This is a genomic window from Pseudomonas sp. FW305-20, assembly GCF_058788075.1.
In genome coordinates this window covers 1-23538 of sequence record NZ_JBYTAJ010000038.1, presented here as the reverse complement: position 1 = coordinate 23538, position 23538 = coordinate 1, and the positions used below count along the sequence as shown (strand labels likewise).

At 59.8% G+C, this 23538-nt stretch carries 18 protein-coding genes; 9 read left to right on the top strand and 9 right to left on the bottom strand.

The window, feature by feature from the left end; genetic code table 11:
* Window positions 1-29: 29 nt before the first annotated feature.
* The 6 genes from rraA to AC3WP4_RS24560 all read left to right on the top strand — a co-directional run bounded on the left by rraA (window position 30) and on the right by AC3WP4_RS24560 (window position 4504).
* Window positions 30-521: a ribonuclease E activity regulator RraA gene (gene rraA, locus AC3WP4_RS24585; protein WP_074875018.1), complete on the top strand. Its 492-nt coding sequence runs from the start codon at window positions 30-32 to the stop codon at window positions 519-521.
* A 26-nt stretch (window positions 522-547) separates the two neighbouring features.
* Complete coding sequence (locus tag AC3WP4_RS24580) at window positions 548-1543, top strand: zinc transporter ZntB (protein WP_074875020.1); 996 nt, start codon at window positions 548-550, stop codon at window positions 1541-1543.
* Between the two features lie 63 nt (window positions 1544-1606).
* Window positions 1607-1855 (top strand): hypothetical protein, encoded by a 249-nt coding sequence (locus AC3WP4_RS24575; RefSeq protein ID WP_008146303.1) that lies wholly within the window; start codon window positions 1607-1609, stop codon window positions 1853-1855.
* 2 nt (window positions 1856-1857) lie between these two features.
* A complete protein-coding gene (locus AC3WP4_RS24570; protein WP_074875022.1) occupies window positions 1858-2682 on the top strand; it encodes a mechanosensitive ion channel family protein in 825 nt (274 codons plus the stop codon).
* Window positions 2683-2771: 89 nt separating this feature from the next.
* Window positions 2772-3362 (top strand): RNA polymerase sigma factor SigX, encoded by a 591-nt coding sequence (gene sigX / locus AC3WP4_RS24565; protein WP_008146300.1) that lies wholly within the window; start codon window positions 2772-2774, stop codon window positions 3360-3362.
* Between the two features lie 107 nt (window positions 3363-3469).
* On the top strand, window positions 3470-4504 hold the full coding sequence (locus AC3WP4_RS24560) for an OmpA family protein (RefSeq protein ID WP_074875025.1): 1035 nt from the start codon (window positions 3470-3472) through the stop codon (window positions 4502-4504).
* Window positions 4505-4590: 86 nt separating this feature from the next.
* Here AC3WP4_RS24560 and cobA read toward each other — a convergent pair whose 3' ends face one another.
* From cobA to AC3WP4_RS24520, 8 genes are all read right to left on the bottom strand, one after another.
* Complete coding sequence (gene cobA / locus AC3WP4_RS24555) at window positions 4591-5355, bottom strand: uroporphyrinogen-III C-methyltransferase (RefSeq protein WP_074875027.1); 765 nt, start codon at window positions 5353-5355, stop codon at window positions 4591-4593.
* Between the two features lie 10 nt (window positions 5356-5365).
* On the bottom strand, window positions 5366-8080 hold the full coding sequence (locus AC3WP4_RS24550; RefSeq protein ID WP_173860496.1) for a nitrate reductase: 2715 nt from the start codon (window positions 8078-8080) through the stop codon (window positions 5366-5368).
* Window positions 8080-8397 (bottom strand): nitrite reductase small subunit NirD, encoded by a 318-nt coding sequence (nirD, locus tag AC3WP4_RS24545; RefSeq protein WP_074875030.1) that lies wholly within the window; start codon window positions 8395-8397, stop codon window positions 8080-8082. Before nirD ends, AC3WP4_RS24550 begins: the two co-directional genes overlap by 1 nt.
* Window positions 8394-10847, bottom strand: coding sequence for a nitrite reductase large subunit NirB (nirB, locus tag AC3WP4_RS24540; RefSeq protein ID WP_102616249.1), 2454 nt, complete (start codon window positions 10845-10847; stop codon window positions 8394-8396). The genes nirD and nirB overlap by 4 nt, the downstream gene beginning before the upstream one ends.
* 463 nt (window positions 10848-11310) lie before the next feature.
* Window positions 11311-12981, bottom strand: a complete 1671-nt coding sequence (locus AC3WP4_RS24535) for a bifunctional protein-serine/threonine kinase/phosphatase (RefSeq protein ID WP_074875034.1) — start codon at window positions 12979-12981, stop codon at window positions 11311-11313.
* Between the two features lie 7 nt (window positions 12982-12988).
* Window positions 12989-14200 (bottom strand): nitrate/nitrite transporter, encoded by a 1212-nt coding sequence (locus AC3WP4_RS24530; RefSeq protein ID WP_102616250.1) that lies wholly within the window; start codon window positions 14198-14200, stop codon window positions 12989-12991.
* A 348-nt stretch (window positions 14201-14548) separates the two neighbouring features.
* On the bottom strand, window positions 14549-15124 hold the full coding sequence (locus AC3WP4_RS24525) for an ANTAR domain-containing response regulator (RefSeq protein ID WP_074875038.1): 576 nt from the start codon (window positions 15122-15124) through the stop codon (window positions 14549-14551).
* A 15-nt stretch (window positions 15125-15139) separates the two neighbouring features.
* Window positions 15140-16351, bottom strand: coding sequence for a CmpA/NrtA family ABC transporter substrate-binding protein (locus AC3WP4_RS24520; RefSeq protein WP_102616251.1), 1212 nt, complete (start codon window positions 16349-16351; stop codon window positions 15140-15142).
* A gap of 229 nt (window positions 16352-16580) precedes the next feature.
* On the opposite strand from AC3WP4_RS24520, the gene AC3WP4_RS24515 reads away from it, so the two are divergent.
* A complete protein-coding gene (locus AC3WP4_RS24515; RefSeq protein WP_074875041.1) occupies window positions 16581-17600 on the top strand; it encodes a quinone-dependent dihydroorotate dehydrogenase in 1020 nt (339 codons plus the stop codon).
* 285 nt (window positions 17601-17885) lie between these two features.
* On the opposite strand, the gene rmf is transcribed toward AC3WP4_RS24515, so the two are convergent.
* Window positions 17886-18101, bottom strand: a complete 216-nt coding sequence (gene rmf / locus AC3WP4_RS24510) for a ribosome modulation factor (RefSeq protein WP_003223300.1) — start codon at window positions 18099-18101, stop codon at window positions 17886-17888.
* 531 nt (window positions 18102-18632) lie between these two features.
* On the opposite strand from rmf, the gene rlmKL reads away from it, so the two are divergent.
* Both rlmKL and AC3WP4_RS24500 read left to right on the top strand, forming a co-directional pair.
* The gene (gene rlmKL, locus AC3WP4_RS24505) at window positions 18633-20903 is read left to right on the top strand and encodes a bifunctional 23S rRNA (guanine(2069)-N(7))-methyltransferase RlmK/23S rRNA (guanine(2445)-N(2))-methyltransferase RlmL (RefSeq protein ID WP_102616252.1); all 2271 of its coding nucleotides are present in this window, start codon (window positions 18633-18635) and stop codon (window positions 20901-20903) included.
* Window positions 20904-21045: 142 nt separating this feature from the next.
* The gene (locus AC3WP4_RS24500) at window positions 21046-23439 is read left to right on the top strand and encodes a sensor domain-containing diguanylate cyclase (protein ID WP_102616253.1); all 2394 of its coding nucleotides are present in this window, start codon (window positions 21046-21048) and stop codon (window positions 23437-23439) included.
* Window positions 23440-23538 lie beyond the last annotated feature (99 nt).

Here is a 23538-nt window from a genome sequence, read left to right as displayed (position 1 = left end):
ATTGTCTTCCTCTCTACAGGAGTTTCTCGATGAACCATTACATCACGCCTGACCTTTGCGACGCTTATCCAGAACTGGTGCAGGTGCTGGAACCGATGTTCAGCAATTTCGGCGGCCGTGATTCTTTCGGCGGCGAAATCGTGACCATCAAATGTTTCGAAGACAATTCGCGGGTCAAGGAGCAGGTCGAGCTCCAGGGGAATGGCAAGGTGCTGGTGGTCGACGGTGGCGGTTCCCTGCGTCATGCGCTGCTGGGTGACATGCTGGCCGAGAAAGCCGCGAAAAACGGTTGGGAAGGGCTGGTGATCTACGGTTGCATCCGTGACGTGGATATCATCGCGCAGACCGATCTGGGCGTTCAGGCACTGGCCAGTCACCCGCGCAAATCCGACCGGCGCGGGCTCGGCGATCTCAACGTTGCGGTCACTTTTGCCGGTGTGACGTTCCATCCGGGCCACTACATTTATGCGGACAACAACGGCGTGATCATTTCGCCAAGCCCGCTGAAAATGCCTGAATAAGCGTTGAGTCAACCAAAGGGGTGAGGATGTTCGAGGAAGAAAACGCGCAGTGGGGGCTGGTACATGCCCTGGTGCTGGACGGTAAAGGCAGTGCGCGTTCGATAGCCCGGACTGAACTCGATGACTTGCGGCTGCAAGCCCATGAAAGCCTGTGGCTGCACTGGGATCGCAGTCATCCGCAAACCCGGACCTGGTTACGAAAATCCAGCGGTCTGAGCGAGTTCAGCTGTGATCTTTTACTTGAAGAGAACACCCGTCCGCGTCTTTTACAGCTTCCGGACAGCGAACTGCTGCTATTTTTGCGCGGGGTCAACCTGAATCCGGGCGCCGAGCCGGAAGACATGGTCTCGGTGCGGATTTTTGGCTCGGCCCAGCGGGTTATTTCCCTGCGTTTGCGTCCGTTGCGTGCCACCGATGAGTTGCTGGTGCAGCTCGCCGAAGGCAAAGGACCGAAAACCGCGTCGGAACTCATCCTTTATATGGCGCAGTACCTCACCAACAAGGTGCAGGATCTGGTCAGTTGCCTCTCGGAAGTGGTCGATGAGGAAGAAGAAAAGCTGGATACCGACGAACGGTATACCCCCGAGCACGGAGCCGTTTTGCAGATCCGACGCAGGGCCGCTGCGCTGAAGCGTTTTCTTGCGCCGCAGCGGGAAATATTCGGACAGCTGACACGGATAAAACTGCCTTGGTTCGTCGAAGACGACGGTGATTACTGGAACGAATTGAACAACAGCCTGACCCGCTATCTCGAGGAGCTGGAATTGACCCGGGAGCGGGTGGGGTTGGTCCTCGAGGCCGAAGATAGACGTTTGAGCGTGCGAATGAACCGCACGATGTACCGCTTCGGGATCATCACCGGGATCTTTTTGCCGATGAGTTTTCTGGCGGGTCTTCTGGGCATCAATGTCGGCGGAATTCCGTTCTCTGCAAGCCCTTATGGCTTCCTGATTGCGTGTCTGATGATGGTCTCGGTGGCGCTGGGGCAGTGGTGGTTATTCCGCCGTTTGCGCTGGTTCTGACGGTGAGCCATGTGACCCGGGCAAATTTGATCGCGTCTTTCACAGACATCACGAGAGGTGCGTATGCACGATCCGTTTGAACAGTCTTTGCGTGACATGCTCAAGGCATCACCGTCCACCCGGGACGACGATGCGTGCCTGGGGCGTGTACTGAAAACCGCCAACCGCCAGGTCGGCGCCGGTGATCTGTTCAGCTTGCTGGGCCGCTGGCTGCCCGCGCTGATGATTGCCTTGAATAACGGATCGGCCCATGTCGCTCCGGTTTCCCGTCACCGTAAACCTACCGTTCGCACTGCTGATAAGGCTGATTGAATATGGAACTTGATCTCTGGACTCAGAGCCTCGTCACTGCAATGACTGCGTTATGGACCAAGATTGCAAATTTCATCCCGAACCTGTTCGGCGCACTGGTTGTGCTGCTGTTGGGTTTCGTCGTTGCGAAACTTTTGGACACTTTGCTGTCGAAGTTGCTCGCCAAACTGGGGCTCGATCGCCTGATGGGCGGCACTGGCCTGACCAAATTACTGTCCCGGGCCGGCCTTCAAGTACCGATCTCGACCTTGATCGGCAAGATTGTCTATTGGTTCGTTCTGCTGATTTTTCTGGTTTCTGCCGCAGAATCCCTTGGACTTGAGCGAGTTTCGGCTACGCTTGACATGCTTGCGCTGTATTTGCCGAAAGTATTTGGCGCCGCGCTGGTGTTGCTGGTGGGTGTTTTGCTCGCGCAATTGGCCAATGGACTGGTGCGTGGTGCGGCAGAGGGCGTAGGGCTGGACTACGCTGCGGGCTTGGGGAGAATTGCCCAGGGCCTGGTGATTATCATCAGTATTTCGGTCGCAATCAGCCAGTTGGAGGTCAAGACTGACCTGCTCAACCACGTGATTGTGATTGTATTGATTACCGTTGGTCTGGCGGTTGCGCTGGCCATGGGGTTGGGAAGCCGGGAAATTGCCGGTCAGATTCTTGCGGGAATCTATGTGCGTGAGTTGTATCAGGTTGGGCAACAAGTGCGTGTTGGCGAGGTCGAAGGTCAGATCGAAGAGATCGGCACGGTTAAAACCACATTGCTGACCGATGAGGGTGAGCTAGTCTCTCTCTCCAATCGGATCCTCCTGGAACAGCATGTGAGTAGCCGCTAACCCGGCAAACCCTGCTAATGTATGCCGCCGCAAAAATGCCCTGAAAAGGGTTGCGGCGGACATTGACCTGACTGTCGGCCCGACTTGTTTTGAATAAAGCTCAATCGCTGTCTACGCGCTACGACCCCCGCGAGCTCTCTGATGAGGAGTTGGTCGCGCGCTCGCATACCGAGCTGTTTCACGTAACGCGCGCCTATGAAGAACTGATGCGGCGTTACCAGCGAACATTATTTAACGTCTGCGCACGGTATCTTGGGAACGATCGCGACGCAGACGATGTCTGTCAGGAAGTGATGTTGAAGGTGTTGTATGGCCTGAAGAACTTCGAGGGTAAATCGAAGTTCAAGACGTGGCTGTACAGCATCACGTATAACGAGTGCATCACGCAGTATCGGAAAGAACGGCGAAAGCGTCGCTTGATGGATGCTTTGAGTCTGGACCCCCTTGAGGAAGCGTCTGAAGAAAAGGCGCCGAAACCCGAGGATAAGGGTGGACTCGATCGCTGGTTAGTGTATGTGAACCCGATTGACCGTGAAATTCTGGTGCTACGATTTGTCGCAGAGCTGGAATTTCAAGAGATCGCGGATATCATGCACATGGGTTTGAGTGCAACAAAAATGCGTTACAAACGTGCTCTAGATAAATTGCGTGAGAAATTTGCAGGCATTGCTGAAACTTAGTTCGGCGCAAATATCTCTTACGTGTAGGCAAGTTCTGATAGACTTGCCGCCGAGTTGTCCCCCGGTTTGCGGGACTGCTTCACAATCACCAGATGGGGATTTAACGGATGAAACTGAAAAACACCTTGGGCTTGGCCATTGGTTCTTTGATTGCCGCCACTTCGTTCGGCGCTCTGGCACAAGGCCAAGGCGCAGTTGAAATCGAAGGCTTCGCCAAGAAAGAACAATTCGACAGCGCTCGTAACTTCAAGAACAACGGCAACCTCTTCGGTGGTTCGGTTGGTTACTTCCTGACCGACGACGTTGAACTGCGTCTGGCCTACGACGAAGTGCACAACGTGCGTTCCGACGACGGTCGTAACATCAAGGGCGCTAACACCGCTCTGGACGCTCTGTACCACTTCAACAACCCGGGCGACATGCTGCGTCCGTACGTATCGGCTGGCTTCTCCGATCAAAGCATCGGTCAGAATGGCTCCGGCGGTCGTGACCGTTCCACCTTCGCCAACGTTGGCGGCGGTGCCAAGCTGTACTTCACCGAGAACTTCTACGCTCGTGCTGGCGTTGAAGCTCAATACAACATCGACCAGGGCGACACCGAGTGGGCTCCAAGCGTCGGTATCGGTGTGAACTTCGGTGGCGGCTCCAAGCCTGCTGCTGCTCCAGTTCCAGCACCAGCTGAAGTCTGCGCCGACAGCGACAACGATGGCGTTTGCGACAACGTTGACAAGTGCCCGGACACCCCAGCCAACGTAACTGTTGACGCTGATGGTTGCCCAGCAGTTGCTGAAGTTGTTCGTGTTGAGCTGGACGTGAAGTTCGACTTCGACAAGTCGGTAGTCAAGCCTAACAGCTACGGCGACATCAAAAACCTCGCTGACTTCATGAAGCAGTACCCATCGACCAGCACTACTGTTGAAGGTCACACTGACTCCGTCGGTCCTGACGCTTACAACCAGAAACTGTCCGAGCGTCGTGCAAACGCCGTTAAGAACGTTCTGACCAACCAGTACGGTGTTGAATCGTCCCGCGTTCAGTCTGTTGGCTACGGCGAATCCCGCCCAGTTGCTGACAACGCTACTAAAGCTGGCCAAGCTGTAAACCGTCGCGTAGAAGCGCAGGTTGAAGCTCAAGCTAAGTAATTAGCTCGCAGCTCTGAAAAGCCCGGCTTAGGCCGGGCTTTTCTTTGTCTGCGATTTGATGAGGGGAGGGATGAAGCGGGGGGAAGTCAGGTTGACTGATTGACTGCAATCGAAGAGAAATCAGATACCGACAGGGATACTTCTGCACTGGCCGCGACCGCTCCGATCACCAGGATGGCCGGGCTTTTCAACTCAAAAGCGTAGGCATCTTCTTCCATCGCAGTCAGGTCGCTCCGACATTCCCGTTGGTGTGGCAGGGAAGCGTTTTCAATCATCGCCACCGGGGTATCCGCCGCCATTCCTCCGGCGAGCAACTGCTCACGGATCTCGCTCAGTTTTGCGACACCCATATACACCACCAACGTCGTGCCACCTTGGGCCAGGGCTTGCCAGTTCAGGCTGCTGCCATCCTGAGTGTGGGCGGTGACCAGCGTCACGCCACGCGCAACACCCCGCAGGGTCAACGGAATATCGCATTGCGTTGCGCCGGCAAGCCCTGCAGTAATGCCGTTGACCAGTTCCACTTCGACTCCACGTTCACGCAGCCACTGCGCCTCTTCGCCGCCCCGGCCGAAAATGCACGGATCACCACCCTTGAGGCGCACCACGCATTTTCCGTGGCGGGCATAACGCAGCATCAGGCGATGAATGAATGCCTGAGGTGTGGAGCGACAGCCGCCGCGCTTGCCCACGGGAATGATCCGCGCCTGCGGGCAATGTTCCAGCACCGCATCGTTGACCAGGTCATCGATCAGCACCACATCCGCTTCGCTCAACGCCCGCACGGCCTTGAGGGTCAACAATTCCGGATCGCCAGGACCCGCGCCCACCAGCCAGACTTTTGCGCTCATAGTGTTTTCCTCACGAGGTGACGGCGACCGGCTGCGCAGTGGCGGCCAGCAAACGCTTGATTTCCGGGACGCAGGAGCCGCATTGCGTGCCGCAGCCCAATTCTTGTTTCAGGCCTTGCAGGTCCAGGCCGCGGCTAATGCCGGCGCAGACTGCGCTTTGGCTGACGTTTTTGCAGTTGCACAGGGTTTTGTTCCCCGCGGCCGGTGCATTGGCGTTGCCTGGTGGCGCGCTCAGCGGTGCCAGCAGCCAGCGCCGCAGCTGTTCGTCAGCGCGACCTTCCAGCCACAGGCTTTGCAGCCAGTGTTGGGCAAGGGTTTCACCCGCCAGGCGAATCGCGGTGATCCGGCCGTTCTCGATCCGCACGCGTTTTCCGATGGAGCGCCGGGGGTCGTCATAGGCCAGAACCGGGCCATCGTTGAGTCCCAGGCATTGATCGATGTCGCGCAGCAGTTGCGGATCGGGCGCGACGGCGCTGGCAGCGCGTATCAGCAGCGCGGGGCGTTCACGGCCAGCGAGGCTGAGGCTGACGTAGGAAAACGCCTCACAAAGCGGTCGTAGCGTCTCAAAACTCTGTTGAACATCGCCTTCGATGAGGGCGAATAGCTGCCATGGCAGATTTACAGCTTCGAGACGCACGCCACTGTGTTTGAGTTCGGGCTGTTTCGATAGCGGGTCGAAGGCGGGAAGAGTGAGGGTATTTACGCCGCCCTTGAGGAAGCGATCACCCCAATGCATAGGCAGAAAGGCCTGGCCGGGGCGCACGCTGTCGTCGCCTCCAACGGCGACAATCACCGCACCACGGCGACTTTTCAGGCTGACCAGGTCGCCCGATTGCAACCGATGCCGACGCAGTTCATCCGGGTGCAAACTCAACACGGCTTCGCTGACGTGGCCGAATAGCTGGGCGGCGGTGCCGGTGCGGCTCATGCCGTGCCATTGATCGCGCAGGCGGCCGGTGATCAGGGTTAGCGGGAAGCGCGCGTCGCGTTGTTCCTTGGCGGCGCGGTACGGGTCGGCCACGAATTGCGCGCGCCCACTGGCCGTCGGGAAAATCCCGTCCAGATACAACCGGGCCGTGCCTTCGCTGGCACCCATGGGGAAAGGCCATTGCTGCGGGCCTAGGCGGTCGATCAACGCATGGCTGATGCCGGACAAGTCCAGATCACGCCCGCGGGTCAATTGCTTGTACTCGTCGAAGATCTGCGCCGGGTTTTCAAAGGCAAACAGACTGGTTTGTCCGGGACGCAGATATTTCTCCAGGCGCTGTGCGAAATCCACGGTGATCGCCCAGTCAGAGCGGGCTTCGCCAGGTGCGACGATGGCTCGACGAACGTGGGAAATGCGCCGTTCGGAGTTGGTTACCGTGCCGTCCTTTTCACCCCAACTGGCAGCAGGCAGCAGCAAGTCAGCGAAGGCTGCGGTTTCGGTGGTGCGGAAGGCCTCCTGCAACACCACGAACGGACAGGCTTGCAGCGCCTCGCGCACAGCGGTTTGATCCGGCATTGATTGTGCTGGATTGGTGCAAGCGATCCACAGAGCCTTGATTTTTCCGCTGCGCACCTGCTCAAACAATTCAATGGCAGTAAGCCCGGTGCTTGCAGGCAATTGATCCACACCCCAATACCCTGCCACTTCCGCGCGATGTTCAGCATTGGCGGCTTCGCGATGGCCGGGCAGCAGGTTCGACAGGCTACCGGTTTCGCGGCCGCCCATGGCGTTTGGCTGACCGGTCAGGGAGAAAGGTCCTGCGCCGGGGCGGCCGATTTGCCCGGTGGCCAGGTGCAGGTTTATCAGTGCGCTGTTTTTTGCGCTGCCAGCGGTGGACTGGTTCAAGCCCATGCACCACAGCGACAGAAAACTCGGGGAAGTGCCAACCCATTCTGCGCATTGATGCAGTTGTTCAGTGCTGATCCCACAGAGCTGCGAAACCATCTGCGGCGTGTAATCGCGCACCAGGTTCTTCAGTTCGGCCAGGCCTTCGGTGTGGGCCTTGATGAAGTCGCGGTCGACCCAGTCTTCCCACAGCAGCAGGTGCAAAATCCCATGGAACAAGGCGACATCGGTGCCTGGCAGAATCGCCAGGTGCAGGTCAGCCAGATCGCAGGTGTCGGTACGACGCGGGTCGATAACGATGACTTTCATCTGCGGCCGGCGGGATTTCGCTTCTTCCAGTCGACGGAAAAGTACCGGGTGGGCGTAGGCCATGTTGCTGCCGACGATCATCACGCAGTCGCTCAGTTCCAGGTCTTCGTAGCTGCACGGCGGTGCGTCGGCGCCCAGGCTGCGCTTGTAACCAACTACTGCCGAAGACATGCACAGGCGCGAATTGCTGTCGATGTTGTTGGTGCCCACCAGCGCGCGCGCCAGTTTGTTGAAGGCGTAGTAATCCTCGGTCAGCAATTGCCCGGAAATGTAGAACGCCACGCTGTCCGGGCCGTGTTCGGCAATGGTCTCGGCAAAAACGCTGGCGGCGTGATCGAGGGCGGTGTCCCAGTCGGTGCGGCTGCGGGCCAGGCCTTTGCCCAGGCGCAGCTCGGGGTACAACACCCGGGCTGCGAGGTCGCCGGTCAGGTGCAAGGTAGAGCCTTTGCTGCACAATTTGCCGAAGTTGGCCGGGTGGGCCGGATCGCCGCTGACGCCGAGAATGCGCTCGCCGTCATGCTCGATCAGCACGCCGCAGCCGACCCCGCAGTAGCAGCAGGTGGAGGCGGTGATCTGGTTCATCAGTTTGCTTCCCGCAGAGCCAGCAACACCCGGCCGTTCTCGACCCGTGCTGAGTGGTGGTGAGCGCAACCGATGTCCGGGGCCTGGGCTTCCCCAGTCTCAAGGTCGATCTGCCAGTTGTGCAGCGGGCAGGCGACTCGTTTGCCGTAGATCAGACCTTGGGACAGTGGCCCGCCCTTGTGTGGGCAGCGGTCATCGAGTGCGAAAACCTCATCGTCGCTGGTACGAAAAATCGCGATGTCGCCTTTCGGGCCAGCGATGATCCGCGAGCCCAGGGCATTGATTTCTTCCAGTGCGCAGATATCCAGCCAGTTCATGCCGGCACCTCCAGATTCTTCACTGTGATGACGTCGAATTCTTTCTTCAGCAGCGGTTGTTCCAGGCGTTCCTTCCACGGGTCCTGTTCGAACGACAAGGAGAATTGCAAGCGCTCGTTGAGCGCCTTGCGCCGCTCCGGGTCTTCCAGCACGGCTTTCTTGATGTGTTCCATGCCGACCCGTTGCAGGTAGTGCACGGTGCGTTCGAGGTAGAAAGCTTCTTCGCGATAAAGCTGCAGGAACGCGCCGTTGTATTCACGCACTTCTTCGGCGGTTTTCAATTTGACGAAGAATTCCGCGACCTCGGTTTTGATCCCGCCGTTGCCGCCGATGTACATTTCCCAGCCCGAATCCACGCCGATAATTCCGACGTCCTTGATGCCCGCTTCCGAACAGTTGCGTGGGCAACCGGAGACGGCGAGTTTCACTTTATGCGGCGACCACATGTTGAACAGGTCGTGCTCAAGCTCGATGCCCAGTTGCGTGGAGTTCTGCGTACCAAAACGGCAGAACTCGCTGCCGACGCAAGTCTTCACGGTGCGGATGGATTTGCCGTAGGCGTGGCCGGACGGCATGTCGAGATCTTTCCAGACGCCGGGCAGGTCCTGCTTCTTGATCCCCAGCAAATCGATACGCTGGCCGCCGGTCACCTTGACCATCGGCACGTTGTATTTGTCGGCCACGTCGGCAATGCGCCGCAGTTCCGAAGGATTGGTCACACCGCCCCACATCCGCGGGACTACAGAGTAAGTGCCGTCTTTCTGAATGTTGGCGTGGGCCCGTTCGTTGATCAGGCGCGATTGCGGGTCGTCCTTGGCTTCGCCCGGCCAGGTGGAAATCAGGTAGTAGTTGAGCGCCGGGCGGCATGTGGCGCAGCCGTTCGGCGTGCGCCAGTTCAGGTAGCTCATGGTGCCAGCGATGGTCAGCAGGTGCTGGTCGCGGATGGCCTGGCGGATTTGCCCGTGGTTCAGGTCGCTGCAACCGCAAATGGCTTTTTCGCTTTTCGGTTTGACGTCTGCTGCGCCGCCCACGGTGTTGATCAGGATCTGTTCCACCAACCCTGCGCAGGAGCCGCAGGAGCTGGCAGCCTTGGTGTGTTTCTTGACGTCGTCGACGCTGAACAGCCCGTGTTCCTGAATCGCCTTGACGATGGTGCCTTTGCACACGCCGTTGCAGCCGCAGACTTCGGCGGTGTCGGCCATGCTCATGGCTTTGTCCTGACCCTGATGTCCTACGTCGCCCAAGGCGTTTTCGCCGAACATGAGGTGATCGCGGATCTCGTCGATGGCGTGGTTCTCACGGATCTGCCGGAAATACCAGCCACCGTCTGCCGTATCGCCGTACAGACAGGCCCCGACCAGCACGTCATCCTTGATCACCAGTTTTTTGTAGACCCCGCCGATAGGGTCGGAAAGGGTGATGGTTTCAGTGCCTTCGCCGCCCATGAAGTCGCCAGCGGAGAACAGGTCGATGCCGGTGACTTTCAATTTGGTCGACGTCACCGAACCCTTGTAGGTGGCGAAGCCCAGTTGGGCGAGGTGGTTGGCGCAGACCTTGGCCTGTTCGAACAGCGGCGCCACCAGGCCGTAGGCTATGCCGCGGTGGCTGGCGCATTCGCCGATGGCGTAGACCCGAGGGTCGTAGGTTTGCATCGTGTCATTGACCAGAATCCCGCGGTTGCAAGGGATGCCGGATTTTTCCGCGAGTTCGGTGTTGGGGCGAATACCGGCGGCCATCACCACCAGGTCGGCGGGGATAATGTCGCCATTCTTGAACTCGACCGAGCCGACCCGGCCATTGCCGGCATCGTGCAGGGCCTGGGTCTGCTCGCACAGGCGAAAGTTCAGGCCACGGGCTTCCAGGGCGGTTTGCAGGAGTTGGCCGCTGGTTTTGTCCAGTTGCCGTTCCAGCAGCCATTCACCGATGTGCACCACAGTGACGTGCATGCCGCGCAGCATCAGACCGTTGGCGGCTTCCAGGCCGAGCAGGCCGCCACCGATCACAACGGCGTGCTTGTGGGTTTTCGCGGTGTCGATCATGGCCTGGGTGTCGGCGATGTCGCGGTAGCCGATTACGCCGTCCAGAGTGTTGCCGGGAATCGGCAGGATGAAGGGGGTCGAACCGGTGGCGATCAGCAGGCGATCGTATTCGGCCTCGCTGCCGTCTTCAGCGATCACGCGGCGTTTGACCCGGTCGATCTCCACCACTTTGCGGTTGAGCAGCAGTTTGATGTTGTTGTCCAGGTACCAGTCCAGATCGTTGAGCACGATCTCTTCGAAGGTCTGTTCGCCGGCCAGCACGGGCGAGAGCAGGATGCGGTTGTAGTTGGTATGAGGTTCGGCGCCGAAGACCGTGATGTCGTACAGCTCATTGCTCAACTTGAGCAGTTCTTCCAGGGTGCGAACCCCGGCCATGCCGTTGCCGATCATCACCAGTTTTAGTTTTTTCATCAGGATCTCCGGGAGCTCAGACTCGCCTCAACAGGGCTTTCAGGTCTTGCTCGACAAATGTGCGCAAACAAAAAAAGGCGTCCCGCTAGTTGCCTAGCGAGGACGCCTTTGTCCTGGTCCCGTTCTCTCGGGCAGCGCACCCTTCATCGTTGAAGGTTGGGCTTTATGTATGGTGAGAGAGGTAATGCAGTGGTTGTGCCAAGTTCTTCAGGTGCCCGGATTTACTGGAGGGAATCGCGCTCTAGGCATTTGGATTGGGATGTTTGTGCACCGAAACAATGCATGTTGCCCGCAATTGGCGCGGTCTCTGTAGCAGCTGGCGAAGCCTGCGTTCGGCTGCGAAGCAGTCGTGAAATCAGGCACCGCGCTGTTTCAGGTAAATCGAGCTGGCTGGATTGACGACTGCTTCGCAGCCGAACGCAGGCTTCGCCAGCTGCTACAAGGGAATTACAAGGGGGCGGTGTCAGTCGTGGAACAGCAGAAACAGCAGCACCAGGTTCACCAGCAACGACACCAGCGCCAAGGTCCGCCAGACCTTCAATGGTTCGCGCTCCAGCAGCGGCCTGGGGCGCACGCTCAAACTGCGCCGCTCGCCCTGTTCCAGCAGCAGTAACCATTCTTCCGCCGTTTCAAAGCGTTGATCCGGATCCGCCGCTACTGCGTGCTCCAGACTTTTCGCAATCCATTCCGGCAGGTCGGGTCGATAGCGACTGGCGCTGACAGGAACCCCGAACCGTGGGCGCTGGAAAGCTTCGATTTCACCGTAGGGATAATGCCCGGTGAGCAGGAAATACAAGGTCACGCCGACGGCATACAGGTCCTGTTGCGGTGTCGGTGCGTCCCCGCGAAAGGCTTCCGGCGCGATATAGCTGGGGGTTCCGGGCAGGGCAGAAGGCTGGTCTTCGGACAGGCCCGGGCAGTAGGCGAGACCGAAATCCAGCAGGCGCAATTCGCCGTCGTCCCCCAGCAGCAAGTTCTCCGGTTTGATATCGCGATGAAGAATCTGCCGTCGATGCAGCATGCCAACTGCGCGCAGCAGGCGTTCGGCCAGATCCTGCCATTGGGGCAGCGGCAGCGGTCCTACATCGGCGTGCAATTGCGCCAAGGTCGATCCGGAATATTCCCGCATCACGTAGTACAAATGCTGACGCTGACTGGCGGCATGGACTTCAGGGAAGTGCCGCCCGGCCACGCGCTTGAGAAACCATTCTTCCGACAGCAACGCCTGCCCTGCGAGGTGATCGTCACGCAGCGCGCCCGGCAAGGTTTTCAGTAGCCAGGGCTGTTGTTGCCCATCGCGCACCCGATAAAGCAGCGACTGCTGGCTCTGGCCGAGTATTCCTTCAACCTGCCAGCCTTCGAAAGTCTGGCCTGGTTTCAAGGCCGGTGGCAGCGGCCACTGCTGCAAATGAATCAACGCATCGCCGATGCTGGTTTCACCGAGGGCATCGACCCGCACCAACAAGGCACTGGCGTTGTCCTGGCTGCCGGCCAGATGCGCCGCACTGACCAAGGTCTGCGCCGCGCTGTTCAAATCCGGTTGATCGCGCAGAATTGCCGCGATCGCAGTGTCGCCCAGCACGGCCCAAATGCCGTCGCTGAGCAGTACGAAACTTTCGTTCAAGCGCAGTTCGCCATCGAGAAAATCCAGCACCAAATGCTGATCGAGCCCAAGTGCCCGTTTGAGTACATGCTGCATGCCCGGCTGGTCCCAGACGTGATCCTCGCTGACCCGTTGCAATGTGTCGGCGTGCCAGCGATAAACCCGGCAATCGCCGACATGGGCCAAGGTAAATCGCCTGCCGCGCATGACCAAGGCACTGACGGTGGTGAGCAACGGTTGCCCACCGCCATTGGCCTGCAACCAGCGATTTTGTGCCAGTAGCAGGCGATCCAAGGCCTGTGCGACGCCCCAGGTTTCCGGCGTGGCGTAGTAATCCAGCGCCAGGGCCTGCAACGTCGAGCGGGCGGCGAGGCCACCATCGGCGCACTGGCTGACGCCATCGGCGATGGCGAACAGGTAACCCTTGCTCGCCGCCAGCGCTGGGGCCGGAGTCACCAGGCGCAGGGCGTCCTGATTCTCCTCGCGAGGGCCGATGGCGCTCGCTTCGGCAAAACTCAGTTGCAGGCTCATTGAGGCCTCAGACCCGAGCAGCGGTCACGGCTGCCGAACCCCACGTGGTTCTCCAGCGACGTTTCACACCGTGCAGACCGAACCAGGCCAGAACGCCAAGGCTGGCGAACAACCACAAGGCCAGTTGATAACTGCCGGTGCTTTGCTTGATCGCGCCCATGCCTGCTGCCAGCGCAAATCCACCGATACCGCCGGCCATGCCGATCAAACCGGTCATCACACCGATCTCGCGACGAAAACGCTGCGGCACCAATTGGAAAACGGCGCCGTTACCGGCACCCAAACCGAGCATGGTGCAGACGAAAAGTGCCAGCGCCGCGTAGGAACTCGGCAGATTGAAACCCACCGCGGCGATGCAGAGCGCCGCCACCGTGTACATCCCCAGAAGGGTGCGAATGCCACCGAAACGATCCGCCAGAGCGCCACCCAACGGACGCATCAAGCTGCCACCGAACACGCATGCGGCAGTGTAGTAGCCGGCGGTCACCGGGCTGAGGCCATATTGGTCGTTGAAATAGCCGGGCAGGGCGCTGGCCAGGCCGATGAAGCCGCCGAAGGTCACGCTGTAGAAAAACATGAACCACCAGCTGTCGCGGTCGCCCAAGGCCTTGAAGTAGTCGGACACGGACTTGGCTTTTGGCCGCTCAGGCGCGTTTTTCGCCAGCCAGGCGAAGACGATGATGGTCAGGATCAGCGGGATCAGGGCGAAGCCGAACACGTTGCTCCAGCCAAATGCTGCGGCCAGCACCGGGGCGATCAGTGCGGCGAGCACAGTGCCCGAGTTACCGGCACCGGCGATGCCCATGGCTTTGCCTTGGTGCTGAGGGGGATACCATTGCGAGGCCAGCGGCAAGGCGACGGCAAAGGACGCGCCGGCCATGCCGAGGAACAGGCCCAGCAACAGCGCTTGTTCGTAGCTGTGGATGCCGTGTTTCCAGGCAACGAACAGGGCGCAGATGACGATCACCTGGCCAATCAGCCCGGCAGTTTTCGGCGACAGGCGATCAGCCAGCAAGCCCATTACAAAGCGCAATACCGCCCCGGCCAGAATCGGCGTGGCCACCACCAGCCCGCGCTGTTGGGTGGTCAGGTGCAAGTCGGCGGCGATCTGCACCGCCAGTGGGCCGAGCAGGTACCAGACCATGAAACTCAGGTCGAAATAGAGGAAGGCCGCGAACAATGTCGGGGTATGGCCAGATTTCCAGAAGCTTGAATTCATCGCGCACCTCAGCTGTTAGGAGTCTCGAGAAGGAGTCATGAGCTTGCAGGTGGGGCGCCGCATCGGCCGCACCACCGGCCCCGGTCTGTGGGGCCAAAACAAAAAAACGCCGCCACCGGATTCGCCAAAGGGCAAATGAGGTGAGCGACGTCTTTGTCGTAGGTGGGGCAACCGCCGTTGGTTACCTGTAGTGATTACTTTGCGAGATCTGTGCCACATTCACGCTGATCGTTCCCATGCTCTGCGTGGGAACGCATCCCGTGACGCTCTGCGTCACAGCTCGAAGCGGACGCAGAGCGTCCATGGCGGCATTCCCACGCGGAGCGTGGGAACGATCGTTTGGGGGAGTCAGCCGAGCAACTCACTCATGGCAATGATCTGCTCCGCCACCTGAATCAGCTTCTGCTGGCGGCTCATGGCCTGGCGGCGCATCAGGGTGTAGGCCTCTTCCTCGTTGCAGTCCTTCATTTTCATCAACAGCCCTTTGGCCAGCTCGATGCGCTTGCGCTCGGCCAGTTGCTGGTCGCGGGCATTGAGTTGGGCGCGCAGGGCCTGGTCGCTTTCAAAACGCGCCATGGCGACGTCGAGAATCGGCTGCAAGCGCTGTGCGTGGATGCCTTCGACGATGTAGGCACTGACCCCGGACTTGATCGCCTGACGCATCACATTGGGGTCATGTTCATCGGTAAACATCACGATCGGCCGTGGTTGGTCGCGGCTCACCAGCACCACTTGTTCCATGACATCGCGGCTCGGTGACTCGGTATCGATCAAAATCACGTCCGGACGCACCGTTTCGACGCGCGCGGGCAGGTCGATGGTCAGGCCTGACTCGTCGATCACCTCGAACCCGGCTTCGGTCAGGGCCGCCTTCAGGCGTCCGACTTTCTTTGCGGTGTCGTTGATCAGCAGGATACGCAACATATTCGCAGTCTCCTGTCAGCGGCTGGCGAGAAGGGGCGAGCTGTCGCTCATGGCGTGCAGCTTGAAACTGCGGGCATAACCGGCAGGGTCCCGGCCATCCCAGACCTTGCCGTCGATCAACTGGCTGCTGCGCATTGGCTGATCACTCGCGGCCACACCGACAGCGGTGGCGGCCTCTCGATACAAGTCTAGTTGCTGGACCTGACGGGCCACGCCCAGGTAGTCCGGGTCGTCGCGCAACAAGCCCCAACGGCGGAACTGAGTCATGAACCACATGCCGTCGGACAGATACGGCAGATTGACCTCGCCATCATCGTGGAAGCGCAGTGCGTGCGGGTCTTGCCAGCGATTACCCAGGCCATCGGCGTAGTCACCGAGCAATCGCGGTTCGATGCAATCGAGTGGCGCGTCAAGGTATTGCGGAGCGCTCAACAGCTTTGCGGTGCTGCGGCGATTCTCGGTGCTTTCTTCGATGAAGCGGCTGGCCTCCAGAATCGCCATCACCAGCGCCCGTGCGGTGTTGGGGTATTGCTCGACAAAGGCGCGGGTGCAGCCGAGGACTTTTTCCGGGTGATCGGGCCAGATGGTCTGGGTGGTGGCCATCGTGAACCCCAGGTTTTGCTGCACCGCGCTGGCGGACCATGGTTCGCCGACGCAGAAGCCGTCGATGCGCCCGGCTTGCAGGTGCGCGACCATCTGCGGCGGCGGTACCACCACGCTGTCGACGTCCTGCAACGGATGGATGCCCTGGCTCGCGAGCCAGTAATACAGCCACATGGCGTGGCTGCCCGTAGGAAATGTCTGGGCGAAGGTGAGTTTTGGGCGACTTTGGTGCACGTGCCGCTCCAGTGCTTCAGGACTGGTCACGTCCAGCGCCTGCAAGCCATGGGAGAGGTTGATGCTCTGGCCATTCTGATTCAGGCCCATGAGCACCGCCATGTCGGTCGACGCGACACCGCCGATGCCCAAATGCACGGCGTAGATCAGACCGTACAAACTGTGGGCGGCGTCGAGTTCGCCGCTGACCAGTTTGTCCCGCAGGTTGGCCCAGGACGACTGGCGCTTGAGGTTAAGGGTCAGGCCATACGGTTGGGCAAAGCCCTGCGTGGCCGCGACCACTACCGAGGCGCAGTCGCTCAGGGCCATGAAGCCGAGGTTGATTTCGGTCTTTTCCGGGGCATCGCTGCCGTTGACCCAGGCCAGAGGGTTGGCTGGAACTTCAATCATCTGTAAACACCTTTCATAAAAAAGCGCCGGACCGGGCTGCTTGCCGGGGCAAGGCCAAGTGACGACGCCTTTGTCTTTCGACTCATCCCGCCGTTGGCATGAGTGCTGATGTGAGTGGCGGTGCAAGGCATATGCCATCGCCCGCTGATTTTCTCGCGCGCCTCGCCTGCAACCCCGATGCCCGGCTATAATCGCCGCCACTTTTCGTAGCCCAGAGTCAAACCTGCCCATGTACACCCTGGCCCGTCAGCTGTTGTTCAAACTTTCCCCGGAAACCTCCCACGATCTGTCCCTGGACCTGATCGGCGCGGGCGGGCGTTTGGGCCTCAACGGCTTGCTGTGCAAGGCGCCGGCGAAATTGCCGGTGACCGTCATGGGCCTGGACTTCCCGAACCCGGTGGGTCTGGCGGCCGGTCTGGACAAGAACGGCGCGGCCATCGACGGTTTTGCACAACTGGGTTTCGGGTTTGTCGAAATCGGCACCATCACTCCGCGTCCGCAGCCGGGCAACCCCAAGCCACGGATTTTCCGTCTGCCGGATGCCGAGGCGATCATTAACCGCATGGGGTTCAACAACCTAGGCGTCGATCACCTGCTGGCTCGAGTGGCGGCGGCAAAGTTCAAGGGTGTGCTGGGCATCAATATCGGCAAAAACTTCGATACCCCGGTTGAGCGGGCGGTCGATGACTACCTGATCTGCCTGGACAAGGTCTACGCCCACGCCAGCTACGTGACAGTCAACGTCAGCTCGCCGAACACCCCGGGCCTGCGCAGCCTGCAATTCGGCGATTCGCTGAAGCAATTGTTGGCCGACCTGGCGACGCGCCGTGCAGAACTGGCGCTGCGCCACGGCAAACATGTACCGCTGGCGATCAAGATTGCGCCGGACATGACCGACGAAGAAACCGCTCAGGTCGCGCAAGCGCTGATTGAAACCGGGATGGACGCGGTGATCGCCACCAACACCACCCTGAGCCGCGTTGGCGTAGAAGGCATGGAGCATGGTGACGAGGCGGGCGGTCTGTCCGGCGCACCGGTTCGCGACAAGAGCACCCACACCGTGAAGGTGCTGGCGGCCGAGTTGGCTGGTCGCTTGCCGATCATCGCCGTGGGCGGCATCACCGAAGGCAAGCACGCGGCTGAGAAAATCGCTGCAGGGGCGAGCCTGGTGCAGCTCTATTCCGGCTTCATCTATAAAGGCCCGGCGCTGATCCGGGAATCCGTCGACGCGATAGCAGCCCTGCGCTGACCTGTAGCAGCTGCCGAGCACCGCGAGGCTGCGTTCGGCTGCGAAGCAGTCGTGAAGTCAGACACTGTGGTCTTACAGGTACACCGCGCATGCAGATTTTACGACTGCTTCGCAGCCGAACGCAGCCTCGCGGTGCTCGGCAGCTGCTACAGGGGGATGTGTGGGGAGCAGGCATAAAAAAGGGCTCCTCGAAGGAGCCCCTGGGCCGAAGCCCGCCGCCCGGATGGGGCGTGCGTGGTAAGTCGTTACGTAATCAGATTGTCGTGTCGGAGTGTGTGCCCTGTATTAGCCGACGGCGTGAAGTTCGTTGAGTCTATGGATTCCCGCAGTGCCGGTCATACCGTCCCAGTTGTCGCCGCGTCCTTCTCGCCAGCCGTTAATCCAGGCTTGGCGTACCGACGGTAGAGTAAATGGGCAAAGCTCGCGGGATTTGCCACCAACGCCGTATTGATATCCGCGCAAAAATGCTCTTTCCAACGGATCACGCTTAAGTCTTCTCATAGGGTGTTGCCCTCACTTGTTGACTGTATTTATCGCGTTGACCTCAATCGAGGTCTGGCAGAAAAACCTCCTGCCGTTGGGGCTCGCTGCCGGCGTCGCGAGCCAAGGTGTTGACGTCATAGCGGCGTCAACCTGTGGTGAGTTCTAACCAATGCGTCACATCGAGGGAATGATCGTTTTGTCATAAGGACGTAACGATAAAGATGGTATGGCGATAAGTAACACCATGTTGTCCCGTGTTTATTGGCAAAACCCCGGTATGATCAGCCCCTCGCTGGATGATGGGGTTAATCCTTTGCTGAGAATGGCTCGCGTTGAAATGAGGCATTATTCGACGAAGGGTCGACTTATGACATTTTATTGCATCAACTTTTTTATCTGTCTTTGCATCTAAGCTCTTTTAACCCGAGCTTGCAGGGATGGGACGGCACACCTTCGTGCCACGCGGGCGCTCTTTTAGAAAAGCGCCTGATTGAAAACCGGGCCGGCAATGCGTTGCCGGTTCACTTAGCGAAAGGCTCTGAAATTCCAATGTCCGATCAATTCGAAATCTTCCTCACTTGCCCTAAAGGCCTTGAAGGCCTGCTCATCGAGGAAGCCGTCGGGCTTGGCCTTGAAGAAGCGCGTGAGCACACCTCTGCCGTGCGCGGCATGGCCACCATGGAAACCGCTTATCGCCTGTGCCTGTGGTCGCGTCTGGCGAACCGGGTGCTGCTGGTACTCAAGCGGTTCCCGATGAAGGACGCCGAAGACCTGTACCACGGCGTGCTGGATATCGAGTGGCAAGACCACATGCTCAATGACGGCACCCTGGCCGTTGAGTTCAGCGGTCACGGCTCGGGCATCGACAATACCCACTTCGGCGCCTTGAAGGTCAAGGATGCCATCGTCGACAAACTGCGCACGCCACAGGGCGACCGTCCATCCATCGACAAGCTCAACCCGGACCTGCGCATTCACCTGCGCCTGGACCGCGGCGAAGCGATCCTGTCCCTCGACCTCTCCGGCCACAGCCTGCACCAGCGTGGCTATCGCTTGCAGCAGGGCGCAGCGCCGCTGAAGGAAAACCTGGCGGCAGCGATCCTGATCCGTTCCGGCTGGCCACGTATTGCGGCCGAGGGCGGCGCGCTGGCTGACCCGATGTGCGGTGTCGGTACGTTCCTCGTCGAAGCCGCGATGATCGCCGCCGACATGGCACCGAACCTGCGTCGCGAGCAGTGGGGCTTCACCGCGTGGCTCGGTCACGTCCCGGCCCTGTGGAAAAAGCTTCACGAAGAAGCCACTGAGCGTTGCGCGGCCGGTCTGGCCAAGCCACCGCTGTGGATTCGCGGTTACGAAGCCGATCCGCGCCTGATTCAACCGGGTCGCAACAACGTTGAACGTGCCGGCCTGAGCGAGTGGATCAAGATCTACCAGGGCGAAGTCGGGACGTTCGAGCCACGTCCGGACCAGAACCAGAAAGGCCTGGTGATCTGCAATCCACCGTACGGCGAGCGTCTGGGTGATGAAGCGAGCTTGCTCTATCTCTACCAGAACCTCGGCGAACGTCTGCGACAGGCCTGCTTGAACTGGGAAGCCGCCATATTCACCGGCGCCCCGGAGCTGGGCAAGCGCATGGGCATCCGCAGCCACAAACAGTATTCGTTCTGGAACGGCGCCTTGCCGTGCAAATTGCTGCTGATCAAAGTCACCCCGGACCAGTTCGTCACTGGCGAACGCCGCACTCCGGAACAGCGTCAGGTCGAGCGCGAGCAAGCCGAAGTCGAAGTCGCAGACAACGACGTGGCACCGGGCAAGTACGAGAAGTACAACAAGAACGGCAACCCGATAAAACCGGCCCCGGTGGTGATCGAGCAGCCGCGCTTGAGCGAAGGCGGGCAGATGTTTGCCAACCGACTGCAAAAGAACCTCAAGGCCCTGGGCAAATGGGTCAAGCGTGAAGGCATCGACTGCTACCGCGTCTACGATGCCGACATGCCGGAATACTCGATGGCCATCGACCTGTATCAGGATTGGGTCCACGTCCAGGAATACGCCGCGCCGAAATCCATCGATCCGGAAAAAGCCTCGGCGCGCATGTTCGATGCCCTGGCCGCCATTCCGCAGGCCCTGAACATCGACAAGAGCCGTGTGGTGGTCAAGCGTCGCGAGCGTCAGAGCGGCACCAAGCAGTACGAACGCCAAGCGGCACAGGGCAAGTTCGTCGAGGTCAATGAAGGCGGCGTGAAGCTGCTGGTCAACCTCACCGATTACCTCGACACCGGGCTGTTCCTCGATCACCGGCCAATGCGCATGCGGATTCAGAAAGAGGCCGCCGGCAAGCGCTTCCTCAACCTGTACAGCTACACCGCAACCGCCAGTGTTCATGCAGCCAAGGGCGGCGCGCGCAGCACCACCAGCGTCGACCTGTCGAAAACCTATCTGGACTGGGCGCGTCGCAACCTGTCGCTGAACGGTTTCTCCGAGAAGAACCGTCTGGAGCAGGGCGACGTGATGGCCTGGCTCGATGCCTGCCGTGACGAATTCGACCTGATCTTCATCGATCCGCCGACGTTCTCCAACTCCAAGCGCATGGAAGGGATCTTTGATGTGCAGCGTGACCAGGTGCAATTGATCGACCTGGCCATGGCGCGCCTGGCCCCGGGCGGGGTGTTGTACTTCTCCAACAACTTCCGCAAGTTCCAGCTCGAGGAAAACCTCACCGAGCGTTATGCGGTCGAGGAAATCACCGCCCAGACCATCGATCCGGATTTCGCCCGTAATGGCAAAATCCACCGTGCCTGGAAAATCACGGCTCGTTGACACTTGAAGGAATTGGATCCACAGAGCCTTGATTTTTAAAGGCTCTTGGCTTCTTTCTGGGCTGGTCAAATTGATGGCTAATAGCTATAACTCAATCCATGGCCAATGGGCTTTCCCGCACCTGGCGTTTTGAGTTGCGTCTATGTCGTTACACGCCGTGCGCCCGAAAATCCTGGGTTTTATCAGTGAAGATGCGTCGGCCTGGCTGGTCGCACTGCTGGTATTGGTTGTCGGCGGGATTCTCACCGGATTGCTGGCGTGGTCGACGCTGAATCTGTTCCACCATCAATTGCGGCAACGTTTCCAACTGCTGGCCAGTGAACGTTACAGCCGTATCGAAGAACGCTTCGAAGATCAGGAACAGCGCCTCGATGGCCTGCGCCGGTTCTTTGCCAATTCCGATTCGGTCTCCCGTGCGGAGTTCGACGGCTACACCCAACCGCTGCTGCACCGGACCCAGGCCTATTCCTTCGCCAAGCGGATAACCGGTGCCGAACGGGCGGAATTTGAACGCCAGGTGCGTGCAGAGGGTTTGCCCGACTTCACCCTGCGCGAACTCAATGCCGACGGCCAACTGCAACTGGCGGCCGAACGGGATGAGTACGTGGCGGTGCTGTATAGCCAGACCCAAAGTAAACTCGGCTCGCCGCTGGGCTACGACTTGTGGGCTCAACCCTTGCGCCGTGCCACCCTTGAACGGGCCGATCAGCACGGCGGCATGGCGGTATCGCAACCAATGCATCTGGTCAGTATCGAGCCCGCCTATGCCCGCGGCGTATTGCTGGTCGCACCGGTGTTGATGCGCAATAGTCCGGCGGGGTCGAAACCTTACGGTTATGTCATGGCCGTGATCAGCATGCATCAGTTGCTGGCGGACGGGCTGCCGGAGGCTGGCCGTGACTATCTTTCGGTGCGCATCCTCGACTTATCCACAGACGATCAGCACGAAGTGCTTTATGAGTCCCCCAACACGTCGCCCCCCAGTGAGTTGGCCGCGACCCGGCTGCTGCGGCTTGCCGACCATGACTATCAAGTCGACATTCAGCCCAGCGATGCCTTTCTGAAAGCCAATCACTCTTCGGTGTCCTCCCTGGTGGTGCTGGGTGGTTTGCTCAGTCTGTTGCTCAGTGCCTTGCTCTATGTGCTGGTCAGTCAGCGTCAACGGGCCCTGAAAATGGTCGAGCAACGGACCCAGGAACTGCACGACCGCGAGCAGGAGCTACGCGGCACCCATGGGCAGTTGCGGGGTGTGCTGAATGCCGCGACCCAAGTGGCGATCATCGCCACTGACCTGCGCGGGGTTATCAGTACCTTTAATGCCGGAGCCGAACAAATGCTTGGCTACACCAGCACCGAGGTGGTCGGCCGCATGACCCTGGAAAACCTGCACCTGCCCCGAGAGCTCGTGGCCCGTTCGGCGGAGTTGAGCGCGCGCTATGGCAAACCGATTCCGACCTGCCAGGCGATGTTGGTAGAGGGCGGCGAGGAGGGCGGACATGAAGCACGAGAATGGACGCTGCTGCGTAGCGATGGCAGCCATTTGACGGTGAACATGCTGGCGACCCCGGTCCTCGACGAGCAAGGCTTGTGGGTCGGACACCTGGCGATCTGTATCGACATCACCGAGCGCAAACGGGTCCACGAGGCCCTGGCGGCACGGGACCTGTTGTTGAAGAAACTCAGCGCTCATGTGCCTGGCGGGATCTACCAATTCAAGATGGAGTTCGATGGGCGCTTCAGCGTGATCTACGCCAGCGACGGTATTCGCGAGATCTACGAACTCGAGCCGGACGTACTGTTGCTCAACGCCGAAGCGATTTTCACGCGGATTCATCCGCAGGACAGCACCCGGGTCCGCGCTTCGATCCGGGCGTCGGCGGATACCCTCAGCCCCTGGCGCGAGGAATACCGCGTGCAATTACCCCTGCGCGGCCTGCGTTGGGTTCGTGGCGAGGCGACACCGGAGGAATTGCCCGGTGGCGGCGTGCTCTGGCACGGCTACATCTCGGACATCTCCGACTTGAAACGGGTGGAAGAAGAACTGCGGGCGCTATCGATCACCGACTCTCTGACCGGCATCCACAACCGTCGCTATTTCCAGGAGCGCCTGACCACGGAAATGGTCCGGGTCGAACGCGGTGGCGGCGAATTGTCGGTGATCATGCTCGATATCGACCACTTCAAACGCATCAATGACCAGCATGGCCATGCGGTCGGCGATCGGGTGTTGCAGATTGTGTGCGAACGCATCAGCCATCGGCTGCGACGCACCGACGTGTTCTGTCGCCTGGGTGGCGAGGAATTCATGGTGCTGTGCCCGGACATCAGCGGCGAGCATGCCCATGTCCTGGCCTTGCAGCTGTGGCAAGGCTTGCGCGGTTCGCCGATTGAAGGCGTCGGGACAGTGACCGCCAGTTTCGGGATTGCCAGTTGGCGAGTCGGGGAGGGCGCGGATGCCCTGCTGCTGCGGGCGGATTCGGGGGTGTATGCGGCGAAACAGGCCGGACGGGATCGGGTAGAAGAAGAGATGAACTAGAGCTGGCAGCATGATCGTTCCCACGCTCTGCGTGGGAATGCCTCTAGGGACGCTCTGCGTCCAGTGACGCGGAGCGTCACGGGCTGCATTCCCACGCAG

Bases quoted from the DNA above. Each gene is read 5' to 3' on its own strand.
- cobA (WP_074875027.1), bottom strand. From the start codon at position 5,355: ATGAGCGCAAAAGTCTGGCTGGTGGGCGCGGGTCCTGGCGATCCGGAA.
- AC3WP4_RS24570 (WP_074875022.1), top strand. From the start codon at position 1,858: ATGGAACTTGATCTCTGGACTCAGAGCCTCGTCACTGCAATGACTGCG.
- AC3WP4_RS24580 (WP_074875020.1), top strand. From the start codon at position 548: ATGTTCGAGGAAGAAAACGCGCAGTGGGGGCTGGTACATGCCCTGGTG.
- rmf (WP_003223300.1), bottom strand. From the start codon at position 18,101: ATGAGAAGACTTAAGCGTGATCCGTTGGAAAGAGCATTTTTGCGCGGA.
- nirD (WP_074875030.1), bottom strand. From the start codon at position 8,397: ATGAACTGGCTGGATATCTGCGCACTGGAAGAAATCAATGCCCTGGGC.
- AC3WP4_RS24525 (WP_074875038.1), bottom strand. From the start codon at position 15,124: ATGTTGCGTATCCTGCTGATCAACGACACCGCAAAGAAAGTCGGACGC.
- AC3WP4_RS24550 (WP_173860496.1), bottom strand. From the start codon at position 8,080: ATGAACCAGATCACCGCCTCCACCTGCTGCTACTGCGGGGTCGGCTGC.
- AC3WP4_RS24535 (WP_074875034.1), bottom strand. From the start codon at position 12,981: ATGAGCCTGCAACTGAGTTTTGCCGAAGCGAGCGCCATCGGCCCTCGC.
- AC3WP4_RS24500 (WP_102616253.1), top strand. From the start codon at position 21,046: ATGTCGTTACACGCCGTGCGCCCGAAAATCCTGGGTTTTATCAGTGAA.
- AC3WP4_RS24575 (WP_008146303.1), top strand. From the start codon at position 1,607: ATGCACGATCCGTTTGAACAGTCTTTGCGTGACATGCTCAAGGCATCA.
- rraA (WP_074875018.1), top strand. From the start codon at position 30: ATGAACCATTACATCACGCCTGACCTTTGCGACGCTTATCCAGAACTG.
- rlmKL (WP_102616252.1), top strand. From the start codon at position 18,633: ATGTCCGATCAATTCGAAATCTTCCTCACTTGCCCTAAAGGCCTTGAA.
- nirB (WP_102616249.1), bottom strand. From the start codon at position 10,847: ATGAAAAAACTAAAACTGGTGATGATCGGCAACGGCATGGCCGGGGTT.
- AC3WP4_RS24560 (WP_074875025.1), top strand. From the start codon at position 3,470: ATGAAACTGAAAAACACCTTGGGCTTGGCCATTGGTTCTTTGATTGCC.
- AC3WP4_RS24530 (WP_102616250.1), bottom strand. From the start codon at position 14,200: ATGAATTCAAGCTTCTGGAAATCTGGCCATACCCCGACATTGTTCGCG.
- AC3WP4_RS24520 (WP_102616251.1), bottom strand. From the start codon at position 16,351: ATGATTGAAGTTCCAGCCAACCCTCTGGCCTGGGTCAACGGCAGCGAT.
- AC3WP4_RS24515 (WP_074875041.1), top strand. From the start codon at position 16,581: ATGTACACCCTGGCCCGTCAGCTGTTGTTCAAACTTTCCCCGGAAACC.